We start from the raw sequence: 14,485 nt of genomic DNA, 5'->3' as shown, positions 1-14,485 counted from the left end.
CCAGGCTGTCGTCGTCCGTGCTCAGGCCGTCGTTGATCTCGTTGTTCTCGTCAGACACGGGGCCTCCTTAGATGTCCAGGAAGCGCACGTCACGCGCGTGCTTCTGAATGAATTCCTTACGGGGCTCCACCTGGTCGCCCATGAGCTCGCTCACCACGCGCTCAGCCTCGACGGCATCGTCGATGTTCACCTGCAAAAGCGTGCGGGTGGCCGGCTCCATGGTGGTTTCCCACAGCTGCTCGGGATCCATCTCGCCGAGGCCCTTGTAGCGCTGCACATCGTACTTGCCGGGATCGTCGTACTCCGCCAGGGTGGAGGACAGCGCCTTCTCGTCGTAGATGTAGCGCTCAATCTTAGGATTGCGCGAGTTCTTCTTCTTGATGCCGAAGATAGGCGGCTGCGCGATGTAGATGTAGCCGCGGTTGATGAGCTCGGGCATGTAGCGGTAGAAGAACGTGAGCAGCAGGCAGCGGATGTGCGCGCCGTCCACGTCAGCATCGGTCATGATGATGATGCGGTGATACCGCGCCTTGTCGGCGTCGAAGTCCTCGCCGATATTGGTGCCGATGGCCGTGATGAGCGAGCTGATGGTCTCCGAAGACAGCGAGCGATGAAGGCCTGCGCGTTCCACGTTGAGAATCTTGCCACGCAGGGGCAGGATCGCCTGGAACTTGCGGTCGCGAGCCTGCTTGGCCGAGCCACCTGCGGAGTCGCCCTCTACGATGAAGATCTCGGAGAGCGAGGCTTCCTTCGACGAGCAGTCCGCCAGCTTGCCCGGCAGCGCGAAGGAGTCGAGCACGTTCTTACGACGCGTCATCTCGCGCGCCTTGCGGGCCGCCTCGCGGGCCTTGAGCGCCTGGGTCGCCTTACCGACGATGCGCTTGGCCGGCGTCGGGTTCTCTTCCAGGTACTCGGCCAGGCCGCGGGTGACCGCGTTCTGCACGAGCGGACGGATCTCAGTGTTGCCGAGCTTCGTCTTGGTCTGACCCTCGAACTGCGGGTCATGCAGCTTCACGGAGATGATGGCGGCCAGGCCCTCGCGGGCGTCCTCGCCGGAGAGATTGGAGTCCTTCTCCTTGAGGAGGCCCTTCGCGCGCGCGTAGTCGTTGATGGTGCGGGTGATGGCCTGCTTGAAGCCATCCAGGTGCGTGCCGCCCTCGTGGGTGTTGATGTTGTTGGCGAAGGCAAGCACCGACGTAGTGGAATACGAGGTCGACCACTGCAGGGCCACCTCCACTGTACCGTCAGCGTTCTCCGCCTCGAAGTACACGGGCTTGTTGAGCGTTTCCTTGCCCTCGTTGAGGTACTTCACGAAGTCGACGATGCCGCCTAGGGCCTGGAACACCTCGGTGCGCGGGTTGCCCTCCGCGTCGGTCACGCGCTCATCGTGGAAGATGATCTTGAGCCCCTTGTTGAGGAAGGACATCTCGCGGAAGCGGTTAGCCAGGGTGTCGTAATCGTAGATGGTGGTCTCGGTGAAGATCTCCGGGTCGGGCCAGAAGGTGGTCTTGGTGCCGGTGCCCTTCGCCTTGCCAATCTCATGGAGCTTGGTGGCCGTCTTGCCGTGGTCGAAATCGATGGCGTATTCCTTGCCGTCGCGCTTGACGCACACCTCGACGCGCGTGGAGAGCGCATTCACCACCGACACGCCCACGCCGTGCAGGCCGCCGGACACCTTATAGCCTTCGCCGCCGAACTTGCCGCCGGCGTGCAGGATGGTGAGAACCACCTCGACGGTGGGAATCTTCTCCTTGGGGTGCTTGTCCACGGGAATGCCGCGGCCGTTATCCGCGACGGTGATTGAGTTGTCGGGATGAATCCACACCTCGATGGTATCGCAGTAGCCCGCAAGGGCCTCGTCGACGGAGTTGTCGACTACCTCGTAGACCAGGTGGTGCAAGCCGCGCGGGCCCGTCGATCCAATATACATGCCCGGACGTTTGCGCACGGCCTCGAGGCCTTCCAGGACTTGAATGTCAGAACCATCATAGTGATCTGGTTTACTCGCCACTGACACGCTCCTTTTCCAGATAGAGAGGGTTTCAGGCGCCTTGCAACCCAGGACGAGGCCTGTAGAATCGGCTATAAGGCGGAATCTGACTGATTCTATCATATTGATATAGGTAAAAACGCTCATAACCGCTCATAGACGCTGTTTTAAGCCGTTCTAAGGCGGGTTTCTCTACTTTTCCTCTATTGGTATCGATTCACAATAAAAACAAGTGCTTAGATCGGCGCTTATTCAGCAATTGGTAGAGACACCACTTGAGCCGCGCTCAGCATCCGCTCATCGAAGTAGGCAAGGTTTGCCGTGGTGATGAAGGTCTGTACGTCGTCTGATATATAGGAGACGAGCGCGGAGCGCCGAGCCTCATCGAGCTCGCTCATCACATCGTCAAGGAGAAGTACCGGCTTCTGATCGAGTACCTCCTCGATCACAGCCGCCTCCGCCAGCTTGCAAGCCAGCACCACCGAGCGCTGCTGGCCTTGGCTTCCGTAGAGCGTCGCATCCATTCCGTCGATGGAGAAGCTGATCGTATCGCCATGGGGCCCGACGACTGCGCGCCGCCGGGCGCGCTCCTCGGCCCGACGTCCGACGAGGGCCTCTTCGAGGGCGGCGCGCGCGGCATCCCGGGTGAGTTCTCCCCAGTCTGCGCCTGGCTCAGGGGCGGCGCCCGCGCGGCCGTCATCCCATGAGGGGCGGTAAGTCGCGCGCAGCTTCTCGGCGCTCCCGGCTATTTCGCCGTAGCGCCGGGCTATCTGAGGCTCAAGTCGCGCGAAGAGCGACGCGCGGTAGCAGGAGAGCTGCGCTCCCACAGTCACCAGCATCTCGTCGATGCTGTCGATCATCACCTCTGATGCCTCTTCCTTGAGCAGGCGATTCTTATAGTGGAGCACCTTCTCGTAATCTTTGAGGATGAGGTAGTAGTTGGCCGAGAGCTGCGACCCCAGCGCATCAAGGGCCTTGCGGCGCACGCTCATCGACCCCTTCACCAAATCGAGGTCGTCCGGCGTGAACGTTACCGAGGGAACAAGCCCCTTCAGATCAGCCGTCTTCTTGGCCTTCCCGTTGAGAGAGTAGCGTTTGGTGTGACCCTCTAGGCGCAAATCGACATCAAGCTCGCGACTCCCATCGCTCACATGAGCGCTCAGCCGGGCCGCCGCCGCGCCGTGGCGCACCATCTGCTCGATGGTGGGATGGCGAAACGAGGCGAGCGCAGTCAGGAGCTGAATCCCCTCGACGATGTTCGTCTTGCCCACCGCGTTCGGCCCGACAAACACCGTCAGGGGGCCTAGGCTGCCAAGACGCAGCTGGTCGTAGCTCCGAAAGTCACGGAACGCTATGCTCTGGATGCTCAACGTCATGGGTGGCGGCCTCGGGCCGACGCTGTCTTAGGACAGGCGCACGGGCATGACCAGGTACAGGAAGTTCTCCGGCGCCTCAGCGCGGAAGATACCCGGCTTCATCGACGACTGCGCTTCCAGGTACACGCGCTCGGTGCCCACCGACTGCAACCCATCCAGCACATAGGCATAGTTGAAGGCAATCTCCACGTCCTCGCCCTCAATCTCGCAGGTCAGCGTCTCCTGAGCCGACCCCACGTCTTGCGACGCCGCCGAGATCTGCGCCGTCTGCGAGGCGGCGTTCAGGTCGAACCGCACCGGAGTGGAGCCGGTTCCCAGAATGGAGGCGCGCTTGACGCTGGCCATCAGGCGATCGACCTCCAACGTGGCACGCGTGACGTAGGCGTCAGGCAGCAGCTGCTTGTAGTTGGGGAAGTTCCCCTCGATACGGCGGTTGATGAACACCGTATCCTCGCAGGTCACGACGATCTGATTCTCCGCCAACGCCAGCGTCACCGGAGACTCGGTCTTGGGAAGCGACGCAATCTCCTGCAAGAAGCTGCCCGAGATGACAGCCTGGAAGGGATCGGCCGAAGACTCCTCCAGCTCTGCCTCGGTGATGGCCAGACGATAGGAGTCCGTGGCCACCATGCGCAACAGGCCCTCCTCAAGCGTGATGAGCACACCGGTGAGGATGGCGCGGCTCTCATCCTTCGAGACCACGCGCGCAACACGGCGAACCATGGAGGAGAACTGGGCGAAGGGGACTTCGATGCGCTGGGTCACGTCAACCGACGGGAAGCCGGGGAAATCCTCGTAGTTGAGGGCCTTGATAGAGAACGACGAGGTGTCACAGGTGATGAACGCCTGATCCTCCCCGGCGTCCACATGCACCGCTGCATCGGGAAGGTTCTTCACGATGTCCGAGAACAGCTTGCCGGGAACCACGGCCTTGCCCTCCTCCTCGACGAGGGCAGCCACCGAGTATTGAATGGAGAGCTCCAGGTCGGTCGCCTGGAGGGTGATCTTATCGCCGCGCGCCTCAATGAGGATGCCCGAGAGCACCGGCAGCGTCGAGCGCGTGGACACGCCCTTCAAGACGATGGAGATGGCGTTCTGCAGTTCCGTGCGATTGATGCTGAATTTCAAGGCGTCCTCTTCCCTCGCGCTCCACCCCTCGGCTCAGAGGCAGAGGGGTGGTGAATATCTTTCGGAATATCGGTCATTATAGACAATGACGACCGCCCCCGAAGGCCGCGCGGCGCGTGCTTCCCTTCCTCTTCGGCGAGATGCTCGGAGTTTTCCACTGTTTTTTCCAAGAGCATTGTGGAAAATGTTGAAAACTTTGCCGAACAAGGGCTTACGCTGGCCTTCCTTCGTCAAAGCCGGTGCAAATCTCAAGGGGCGTCATGGTTTGTTTCTTCGGAGCAAAAGCCGTCGCCCTTTTATGAAAAACTGAAAATTAGCTGTTTACCTGGTGTTTTACAAAACCTCCATCGGTTGAGAGCCACCTCACGCCCACTTTTCCGCCAAAGGGGCGAACAAAGGAGCGCTTCCTCGAAACCCCTTCTCAATTAACCTGGCGAAACGCAAATGCCTTAAAAGTCAAGCAAATTCTTCCCTAGTTTTTCACCACGCGAACAGGTTTTCAAGAATCTGGAATTCATAGTTTTCAGCGTTTTCCACTTTTGATGAATAAATTGTTGATAACTCTGAAAACAGCAGGTCAGATATGACTGAACTTTCCTGAAAAGCTGAATTCGCTGCTTTTCATCCACTGAAACCGCAGGTGGGCTAGATTTAGGTCGGTGAATAACGTTAAAATGCCCTTGGAATTTCCTGAAAACGCTGAATAATCGAAGAAAAATTGGAATGACCTTGAATAACGCTGAATCACATAACCCCGTGGAATCCCTCCCCACCGAGGATCCCTACGGGTTTGACTTCACCTTCGTCCACACCACCGCGCGTATCGCCCTCTACGACGACCTGCGCAGCGCCCCGCGGGTAGTGGAGGTTGAGCCTGCGGGCACGACGCAGTACATCGAGAACCTGGCATCGACCATCTACCGCGAGGCGCAGCAGGCTGGCGGAACCATCCCCTACACGGTTATTCGCGAGGTGTCGGAGAACTTCATCCATGCGCGATTCCGCGAGATCGTCGTCTCCGTGCTCGACCGCGGCAACACCATTCGCTTCGCCGATCAGGGGCCGGGCATCCCCTTCAAAGACCAGGCCCAGAAGCCCGGCTTCTCGTCAGCCGTCGAGCCTATGAAGAAGTACATTCGCGGCGTCGGCTCCGGGCTGCCCATCGTGCGGGATTACCTGGACATATCCCATGGCAACATCTCCATCGAGGATAACCTGGGGCAAGGCTCGGTGGTTACCATCAGCGTTACGCCCAACCCCTCGGTGCCTCCCATGCTGGGAGCCGGCGGATGGCCGGCCCAACAGCCCGCGCAGCCCCTGCAGCAGCCGGCGGGTGGATACGCCATGCCCGCACCGCAGCCGACGATGCCCTTGCAGCAGCCAGGCGGAGGCTACGGCGCACCAGCTCAGACCTACGGCGCGGCGGCTTATGGCACGGCGCCCGCAGACCCCTACCATGGCGGCTACGCCCAGCCCGCGCCAGCCTTCGACGCCTACGGAAACGCCATTCCCCCGCAGCAGTTGGCCGCGATGGGCGGCGTACCCACCCAGAGCTACGCCGTGGTTCCCACCACAAGGCATCCCCAGATTCCCGTACCCCCGCTTTCCGATCGTGAGCAGGACGTTCTTCGCCTGCTCTACCAGGATGGCGAGCTGGGGGTCACCGATATATCCAAGTACCTCGAGGTAGCCCAGTCGAGCGTCCACAACATTCTTGAGAAACTCGAGCAGGCGGCACTCGTGGTGAAGGGGCAGAACAAAAAGAGGCGCCTCACCGACATGGGGGCTGCAGTGGTCCAGGGGCTCTAGCGGCCGGAGACCGCCGTATCGCGGGGCTTATGAGCTCGGCGACCCTTACTTATATACAATGGTAGCCCGCTCGCGGGTGAACCAGGCAGGAACAAGCGCCGCGGCGCTGCGCAGGAAGAGGAAGACCTATGGACAGCGTGAAACTCAACGAGAACTGGAATGAGGTCTGCAACCTCGTCTGCAGCTACGAGGGAGTGGAGCCCTCCCAGTTCAAGGCCTTCTTCTACCGCCTCCAGCCCCAGGCCCTGAGCGAGGGATTCCTCATGCTCACCTCAGATAACGACTTCATCAAATCCTGGGTTGAGCGCCATTACCTCGATGCCATCCGCCGCGCGCTCTCCCAGCTGCATGGCGGCATACCCTTCACCGTCATCATCGAAGTCGACCCGGGTTCTGCGGCCAGCGCCGCGGCCACCGGTCCCTCCGGCGTCTCCACGGCAGGCGCCGTCCAGACCGTGGCCAGCTCCTCGGCCACGCCGGGTCCCTCGGCCGCGCCAGTCATCGAGGCGCGCCCGGCCGATCCCCTTCCCACGCAGGCCTCCCCCGCGATCGTTCCTGGCATGGGCGCCTCCCTGCCCGACCAGGCTGCCACCTACTATCCACCCGCCGAGCGCGGCGAGGATGCGCGCGCCCTGCCGCCGCTCGACTTTCCCGCTCCCGGAGCCGCCCCCTGCGCGAACGCTGCGGGCGGCGCGGCCGAGGGACCCTCTTCCACCCTCACCTTCGAGAACTTCGTCATCGGTGACTCCAACCGCATGGCGTACTCTATGGCGCTCAACGTGGCTGAGCAGCCGGGACACGGCCCCCTTAACCCGCTGTTCATCTACGGTAAGAGCGGCTTGGGCAAGACCCACCTCATGTTCGCCATCCAAAACTACATCCGCGAGACCCAGCCGCAGCTGCGCACGGTCTACGTAGACTCGTCCGATATGCTCACCGACTACATGGAAGCCGGCGCGGCGCATGACAAGGAGAAATCGAGCTACAAGAACTTCAAGGCCCGTTACGAAGAGGCCGACGTACTCCTCATCGACGATATCCAGTACCTCCAGGGCAAAAAGCAGACGCTCGACATCGTGTTTCAGATCTTCAACAGCCTCATCAATCAGCGTAAGCAGATTATCCTCTCCGCCGACCGCGCGCCTAAGAACATCGACATCGACGAGCGCTATCACTCGCGCTTCAGCCAGGGGGGCACGGTCGACATCCAACCGCCGGAGATCGAGACCAAGCTCGGCATCGTCAAGTCGTTCATCGACGAGTACTGCCGCACCGAGGGACTTGAGCACTTCTCCATCCCCCAGGATGTCCAGATGTACATCGCGGAGAACTCCAGCTCCAACATCCGCGAGCTCAAGGGCGCCGTCACCAAGGTCATCTACCAGATGACCGTCCTCCAGCAGCCCAACTTCTCCGTGGCCGATGTGCGCTCGCTCCTCGAGAACCACTTCTCAGGCGGCGCCTCTCGCAACCTCTCTATCGAGGATATTCAGAAGGAGGTCGAGGCCTTCTTCAAGGTCAAGCACTCCGACCTCGTGGGAAAGAGTCGCGCGCGCCAAATTACCTACCCGCGTCAGATTGCCATGTACCTGTGCCGCCAGATACTCGACGTGCCGTTTAACGCCATCGGGGAGAAGTTCAACCGCGACCACAGCACCGTCCTGCACGCGGTGAAGCAGGTCGAGGAAATGATGAAGCAGCGCGAGGTCCAGGAGGAGATCGAGACCCTCACCCAGATCATCCGCGAGATCTAGCCTCCTGTTATGAGCCGGATAACCTGAGGATATCCGGCTCATAAACCCCTTCCTTTTCCACAGCGCACGTTCACTGATAATCAAAGCGATAAATACCTGTGGAAAGCACCTACGTTTCCTCAACCGCCAAAACTAACCGTTTCTCTTCCCCCACCAGGCATTTCTTTGGTTTTCAACCATTCAACCGCCGTTATTATTATTGTTATTCCTCACCCTTCTCTTATTCTTGCTGCCATGATGAGGGCGGGAGCGCTTCTTCCATCCCCACCCCCCCCTCCTCGCAGCTCTCCCGATTTTTAGGCATTGAGAAGAAAGCGCCGTTGACAGCCTATTTCACCCGGTGTATAGTCTTGAGGCTATTCTTTTGAATATGAAAGGGAAAAGACGATGAAACGCACCTACCAGCCCAATACCCGTAAGCGCGCCAAGTGCCATGGCTTCCGTGCCCGTATGTCCACCAAGGCCGGCCGTGCCGTGCTCTCTGCTCGTCGCGCGAAGGGCCGCAAGCGCCTCTGCGTCTAGTCGGAGGAGTCCGTTGGATACCATCAAATCCAGCGCAGACATATCACACCTCTTCTCCACGGGGAGGCGCCTGAAAACTCCCTACCTTACGCTTATCATCGGTGGGGAGGGGAAATCGCCAAGGGCATCGCGACACGACCTCCAGGGTCGTGTCGCTTTTATTGCGGGGAAGAAGCTGGGTAACGCCGTATGGCGCAACTCCTCCAAACGCCGCATGAGGGAAGTCTGCCGCGCGCTCGGCGGCCCGTGGCCCGGCTACGATGTGATATTTCTCGCGAAGTCATCACTTACCGATGCGTCTTATAGTAAAGTGCTAAAGGCGTGTGACAAGGCGGTTGCTCACTCATGCCTGGGTGCCGTGGAGGAGAAGCGTGGATAAGGTGCGTAGGGCGCTTGTGCGTGTGCCCTCTATGATCGCCATTGGTCTCATCTTGTTCTATCGGGCGGCTCTATCGCCCCTCTTTCCCTCCTGCTGCCGCTTCGTTCCCACGTGCTCGGAGTACGGGTTGACGGCCTTCCGGCGCTACGGGTTTCGCAAGGGATTCGTGCTGACGGCAAAGAGGCTGATGAGATGTCGTCCGGGAGGGCCACATGGCTACGATCCCGTTCCCTAGGAGGGGGCGGAGCCAGGGCGCTCCTTCTTGCGCTATAGAAGGGAATGTTCATGTGGGAAGTATTTAAGGACTGGATATTCAACGTTATCGAGTTCTTCTTCAACTTCTGCGGTGACTGGGGCCTTGCCATCATCATCGTTACCGTCATCTTCCGTATCATCCTTGCTCCGCTCATGCACAAGCAGGCGAAGTCGAACTTCCAGATGCAGAAGATCCAGCCGAAGATCGCGGCCATCCAGCAGAAGTACGCCGACGACCAGGTTCGTCAGTCCCAGGAGATGCAGAAGCTCTACGCCGACGCTAAGTTCAACCCCCTGGCTGGCTGCGTCCCCATGCTGCTGCAGATGCCTATCTTCATCGCGCTGTTTCAGACCCTGCGTGAGATGGGTGCGCGTCCTGAGGTGGCGGGCAACTTCACCTTCTACAACATCGTTCCGAACCTTACGATGACGCCATCTGACGCGTTTGCCCAGGGTTTTGGAACATTTGTTCCCTACCTGGTGCTGATGATTGTCTTTGCCGGCGCTACCTTCTTGCCGATGGTGCTCATGCAGATGAAGAGCGAGAATACCCAGCAGAAGAATCAGACCCTCATCATGGCGGGTGTTATGAGCCTCTTCATGTTGTGGATCTCTTGGACGTCTCCTGCGGGCGTGCTCTTGTTCTGGGGTACCTCGTCGCTCATTGGCATTGGCCAGCAGCAGGCGAGCCTGGCTATCTGCCGCCGTGCTGATCAGCGTGCCGCCGAGGAAGAGGTCATCGAGGTCAAGCCGGTTGAGGTCAATGTCACTCGTAAGGCCAAGAAGCCACGGCCCACTAAGAAGCGCTAGATCAATCTTTTGTAGGACGGAGGAGTGTTTCACGTGAAACACTCCTTTTGTTTTATATGAAAGGAGACACCATGGAAGAAGAGAACGTAGTTACCGAGGTTGTCGAGGAAAGCCAGGAGCCCGAGATCACCGATGAGATGCTCGACAACATCGCCGATACGGCCATCGCTGCACTTCAGGACATCTTGAAGTACTTTAACGTTGGCGAGGTTACCATTGACGAGTACGAGGGTGACGAAGGCGAGCTCATTCTGGACATCACCGGCGATGATCTGGCGGTGCTCATTGGTCGTCATGGTAAGACCCTTGATGCGCTGCAGTTCCTGGTGTCCGCCATTACCGTGCGCACCATTGGCTTCCGTTATCCGGTAGTCATCGATGTTGAGGGCTATAAGAGTCGTCAGCGCCAGAAGCTTGAGTCCATCGCCCGCACGAGCGCCAATCGCGCTGCCAGCCAGGGTCGCAGTATTAAGCTGCGCCCCATGACCCCCTATGAGCGACGCATCGTTCACATTGCTCTTCGCGACGACGATCGTGTCGAGACCGCCTCTGAGGGAGAGGGCAGCGCTCGTCATGTGGTAGTTATTCCTGTTTAGTTTTTGCCTTAGGTGATCAGGAAAGGCCCGGGGAGATTGCTCCCCGGGCCTTTTTGTTTAGTAGAATGTTTCACGTGAAACATTCTCAAGCCAGGGAGTCAAAATGTTTCACGTGAAACATTTTGATTGAAGGAGTTGCTCGATGTGTGAAGCTGAACTCATAGATCGCTATCTCGATCTTATTCTTGAAGCGAATAAGACGACCAATCTCACGCGTATTGACTCAAAGGAGAAAGCCCAGCTTCTCCATGTGGAGGATTCACTCGTTGCCCTGCCAGAGATAAACGAAGCCCCTGAGGGGCTCTATGGTGACCTTGGCACTGGCGGGGGGTTTCCCGGAGTCCCCGTTGCCATCATGACGGGCCGAGAAGCTGTTCTCGTTGATTCAGTGAAAAAGAAGGTGGCCATTGTCGATAAAGCTGTTGAAAGTTTGGGGCTTAGTGATCAGATTTCCACTTTTAGTGGACGAATAGAGGATTTAGCCTGTGAACGCCCTCGTCAATTCTCGGTTCTAACCGCCCGCGCCCTCTCACAGCTCCCCTCACTCCTTGAACTTGCTTCCCCCTTACTCAAAGAGGGCGGAGCGCTCGTCTGCTATAAGGGTGAGGCAACGGCAGAGGAGCAGAAAAATGCGGAAAAGGTTGCACGGAAGGTGGGAATGGTCTTTGTGTCGAAGAGATCTCTAACGCTCAGCGATGGGGAAACTCATCGGGAGGTGTTTCTCTATCAGCGTGAGGGAAAGCCAAAGGTAAAGCTTCCGCGACGTATCGGACTCGCTCAGCATAAACCACTCATAGACTGAATACCTGCCCCCGCATCGCGGGGGCAAATTGTTTCACGTGAAACACTGCAGAAGGGCTGTCGACGTAAATGGAATGTTTCACGTGAAACAATTTGATGAGGCAGCGTTGTAGAGAGAATGTTTCACGTGAAACAATTTGAAGGGGCGTCGACTTGGTAGGAATGTTTCACGTGAAACACTCTGACAGGGCGCCGACGTGACCAGAATGTTTCACGTGAAACAATTTGCTGGGAACAGATGAGGAAATGTTTCACGTGAAACATTTCGTCGCGGGGCAGCGGCTCCCAGGGGGATGAGAGCAGACGCCCCTCCGTCCAAATGCTGCCCTGGCGTCGCCGGGGGCATTACTATCTCTCTTATCGTTACGATGAGAGGAGAGAAGCCATGGAAAAGACCCATAGACAAATTATGTCCGAACGGGCAAAGCGACTGCGAAAAGAAATGACTCGCCAGGAGCGGAAGCTGTGGTATCAATTTCTCTGTTCCTACGAGTTCCCCTTTGTGACGCAGAAGGTCATGGGGAACTATATCCTTGACTTCTATTGCAGAAGACTTCACTTAAGCATTGAACTCGATGGCTCTCAGCATTACGAGCCTCGCGGGCTAGCGTATGATCGCGTTCGTACTACCTATTTAGAGTGTCAGGGAATCAAGGAGTTACGTTTCTCTAATCGTGAGGTTGACCAGGAATTTGAGGGAGTTTGCGAGGTCATCCACCGAGAGGCCCAAAGTCGTCGCCCTGATGTGATGCAATTCCAGCTAGACTTCAGTAAACTCATCAACAGGAGCTAGAAATGTTTCACGTGAAACATTTCTTGTCAGCTACTTCGCATTCCCAACTTCTAATAGGCACCCCAAAATGTTTCACGTGAAACATTTTGCTATACTCTGAGCGACTTGAGAAAGGGGTTAGACGTGGGCTTGTTAGACGGTCTAAAACGAGACAAGCCAGAGGAGGAAAAGTCCCCACTAAGTGAGGACTCTACTTCTGATGGCATCGATGTGGAGAATGCCGAGGTTGTAGTAAGAGAACCTGCTCCTACGGTTGTCGATCAGTCGGATAAGAAGCAGATCAAGTCCTATAAGGATAAGGCGCCAGTGCGTCATGTGGTGGGCCAAACTAAAATCGCCGCTATCATTAACCAGAAGGGCGGCGTGGGGAAGTCTACGACAGCCATCAACCTCTCTGCAGCCCTCGGTGAGATGGGAAAGCAGGTTCTGCTGGTTGATCTCGACCCTCAGGGTAACTCCTCAAGTGGCTTGGGCATTGAGAAGGCAAACCTGGAAAACTGCATCTACGACGTGCTTCTTAACGACGTGCCGCTTGAGGATGTCATCATTCCCGATGTGTGTCCTGGACTGGATGTTGCTCCCGCTACCATCAACTTGGCTGGCGCTGAGGTCGAGCTGGTATCCGAAATGGCTCGTGAGAACCGCCTGAAAGATGCTGTTGGCAGCATGCGGGGCAAGTATGACTTCATTTTTATCGATTGTCCCCCCTCTCTGGGTCTTCTGACGGTGAATGCCCTCGTGGCTGCCGACAAGCTGCTCATTCCCATTCAGTGCGAGTTTTATGCGCTGGAGGGTGTGACAAAACTTCTTGAATCAATGAAACGTGTCAAAACGCGCCTTAATCCAAGCCTGGATATCTACGGCGTGCTGCTGACTATGTTTGATAGCCGCACAAAGCTGTCGGTGGAGGTGGCGGACGAAGTTCGCGGTTATTTTGGTCGCGCGGTATTTGATACGCCTATTCCCCGCACCGTGAAGCTGTCTGAGGCTCCTAGCTTTGGGCAGCCCATTACACAGTACGAACCTCGGGGTAAGGGTTCTATCGCCTATATTGAGCTTGCGAAGGAAGTGATAAGCCGTGGCTAAAGCAACGAAAAGCGGCCTGGGACGTGGTTTGAATTCCCTGCTAGGGGATCCTTTTGAGGAGAGTTCCTCCACTCCTGCCCCCGTACCGTCTAATCCCGCTCGCCAGCGTGTCATGGTTGAGCCTGGCGAAATCCCTTCCTATGATCCTATTCTCGAGCCTCGAGATGTTTCACGTGAAACAATTGTGGCTCGTGATGAGGAAGTCGAGCAGCCTGCCCTGATGGAGGTCGAGGAAACGGCGCCTGAGCATATCACTATCAAGGGTATCGCGACGCGTAATGTAGATGAGGTGCCCATTGAATGGGTCACCCCCAATCCTGATCAGCCTCGTACTCATTTTAAGAGGGAAGAAATCGAGGAGCTTGCGGCCTCTATTGAGAAAGACGGTCTCCTTCAGCCTATTCTCGTGCGTACTCTTGGTCGCAACCGATATCAGATCATCGCCGGCGAACGTCGCTGGCAGGCATGCAGTCTCTTGAAGCTTGAGAAGATCCCCGTCCGCATCAAGGATGTGGATGACGATCGTGCCCTTGAGCTGGCTCTGGTTGAGAACGTGCAGCGTTCTGACCTCAATCCCATTGAAGAGGCCTACGGCTACCGGCGACTCATGGAGCGCAAGAACATGACCCAGTCGGATGTCGCCCAGGCTATGTCGAAGGGTCGTTCCACGGTCGCCAATGCGCTTCGCCTTCTCGATCTCCCTCAAGATGCCCAGCAGCTGCTGTTTGAGGAGAAGATTACGGCGGGTCATGCGCGCGCTATTCTCTCTATTCCCAATCAGGAGGGTCGTGAGAAGCTGACCAGCAAGCTTCTGGAGGAACGCCTCAACGTTCGTGAGACGGAGGCGCTTGCCCGCCTTCTTTCAGGACGTCCTAAAGGTGAGGAGATGCCAGTTCGCCAGCCTCTGCCTCCGACGTATAAGAAGGTGGCTAAAGCGCTCCGCGATGTGCTTAAGACCAACGTGCGCGTGAAATCCTCTAAGGGGCGGAATAAGATTGAGATTGAGTTCAAGGACGAAGAGGAGCTGAGCCGCTTGTTTGAGGAGTTGCTCGCGTCCATCTCATAAAAAAAATGTTTCACGTGAAACATTTTGAAACGCCTCGGAGCAATGAACTGCGTCCCAAAACTTGGACGAATTAGTAAGGACTAAGCTGCTAAGGACTGATTTCGGAATTCCTCCGGAGTC

The 14,485-nt window shown here is 57.5% G+C and carries 14 protein-coding genes; 11 read left to right on the top strand and 3 right to left on the bottom strand.

What is annotated here, in order from left to right; all coding sequences use genetic code 11:
- Positions 1–67: 67 nt before the first annotated feature.
- The 3 genes from gyrB to dnaN form a co-directional block, all read right to left on the bottom strand.
- Positions 68–2,011 carry a DNA topoisomerase (ATP-hydrolyzing) subunit B gene (gene gyrB, locus D1643_RS00745; RefSeq protein ID WP_160707670.1) on the bottom strand — a complete coding sequence of 648 codons (1,944 nt, stop codon included), beginning with the start codon at positions 2,009–2,011 and terminating at the stop codon, positions 68–70.
- A gap of 227 nt (positions 2,012–2,238) precedes the next feature.
- Positions 2,239–3,366 carry a DNA replication/repair protein RecF gene (locus tag D1643_RS00740; RefSeq protein ID WP_160707668.1) on the bottom strand — a complete coding sequence of 376 codons (1,128 nt, stop codon included), beginning with the start codon at positions 3,364–3,366 and terminating at the stop codon, positions 2,239–2,241.
- Between the two features lie 27 nt (positions 3,367–3,393).
- The gene (gene dnaN / locus D1643_RS00735; protein WP_160707666.1) at positions 3,394–4,494 is read right to left on the bottom strand and encodes a DNA polymerase III subunit beta; all 1,101 of its coding nucleotides are present in this window, start codon (positions 4,492–4,494) and stop codon (positions 3,394–3,396) included.
- A 723-nt stretch (positions 4,495–5,217) separates the two neighbouring features.
- Here dnaN and D1643_RS00730 point away from each other — a divergent pair.
- From D1643_RS00730 to D1643_RS00680, 11 genes are all read left to right on the top strand, one after another.
- On the top strand, positions 5,218–6,303 hold the full coding sequence (locus tag D1643_RS00730) for an ATP-binding protein (protein WP_160707664.1): 1,086 nt from the start codon (positions 5,218–5,220) through the stop codon (positions 6,301–6,303).
- Between the two features lie 128 nt (positions 6,304–6,431).
- Positions 6,432–8,057 (top strand): chromosomal replication initiator protein DnaA, encoded by a 1,626-nt coding sequence (dnaA, locus tag D1643_RS00725; protein WP_160707662.1) that lies wholly within the window; start codon positions 6,432–6,434, stop codon positions 8,055–8,057.
- 387 nt (positions 8,058–8,444) lie between these two features.
- Complete coding sequence (rpmH, locus tag D1643_RS00720; protein WP_160707660.1) at positions 8,445–8,579, top strand: 50S ribosomal protein L34; 135 nt, start codon at positions 8,445–8,447, stop codon at positions 8,577–8,579.
- Positions 8,580–8,592: 13 nt separating this feature from the next.
- Positions 8,593–8,958, top strand: a complete 366-nt coding sequence (gene rnpA, locus D1643_RS00715; protein ID WP_160707658.1) for a ribonuclease P protein component — start codon at positions 8,593–8,595, stop codon at positions 8,956–8,958.
- Positions 8,959–8,989: 31 nt separating this feature from the next.
- Positions 8,990–9,193 (top strand): membrane protein insertion efficiency factor YidD, encoded by a 204-nt coding sequence (gene yidD, locus D1643_RS00710; protein ID WP_201750887.1) that lies wholly within the window; start codon positions 8,990–8,992, stop codon positions 9,191–9,193.
- 50 nt (positions 9,194–9,243) lie between these two features.
- The gene (locus D1643_RS00705; protein WP_160707656.1) at positions 9,244–10,023 is read left to right on the top strand and encodes a YidC/Oxa1 family membrane protein insertase; all 780 of its coding nucleotides are present in this window, start codon (positions 9,244–9,246) and stop codon (positions 10,021–10,023) included.
- A 71-nt stretch (positions 10,024–10,094) separates the two neighbouring features.
- Positions 10,095–10,619, top strand: coding sequence for a R3H domain-containing nucleic acid-binding protein (locus D1643_RS00700; RefSeq protein WP_160707654.1), 525 nt, complete (start codon positions 10,095–10,097; stop codon positions 10,617–10,619).
- Between the two features lie 142 nt (positions 10,620–10,761).
- Positions 10,762–11,421, top strand: coding sequence for a 16S rRNA (guanine(527)-N(7))-methyltransferase RsmG (gene rsmG / locus D1643_RS00695; protein ID WP_160707652.1), 660 nt, complete (start codon positions 10,762–10,764; stop codon positions 11,419–11,421).
- Positions 11,422–11,805: 384 nt separating this feature from the next.
- The gene (locus D1643_RS00690) at positions 11,806–12,213 is read left to right on the top strand and encodes an endonuclease domain-containing protein (protein ID WP_160707650.1); all 408 of its coding nucleotides are present in this window, start codon (positions 11,806–11,808) and stop codon (positions 12,211–12,213) included.
- Positions 12,214–12,336: 123 nt separating this feature from the next.
- The gene (locus D1643_RS00685) at positions 12,337–13,299 is read left to right on the top strand and encodes a ParA family protein (protein ID WP_370520234.1); all 963 of its coding nucleotides are present in this window, start codon (positions 12,337–12,339) and stop codon (positions 13,297–13,299) included.
- A complete protein-coding gene (locus tag D1643_RS00680) occupies positions 13,292–14,365 on the top strand; it encodes a ParB/RepB/Spo0J family partition protein (RefSeq protein ID WP_370520233.1) in 1,074 nt (357 codons plus the stop codon). The genes D1643_RS00685 and D1643_RS00680 overlap by 8 nt, the downstream gene beginning before the upstream one ends.
- The last annotated feature ends 120 nt before the right edge of the window (positions 14,366–14,485 follow it).

The organism is Enterorhabdus sp. P55, from assembly GCF_009911695.1.
GTDB lineage: Bacteria > Actinomycetota > Coriobacteriia > Coriobacteriales > Eggerthellaceae > Enterorhabdus.
This window is presented reverse-complemented; position numbering and strand designations above follow the sequence as displayed.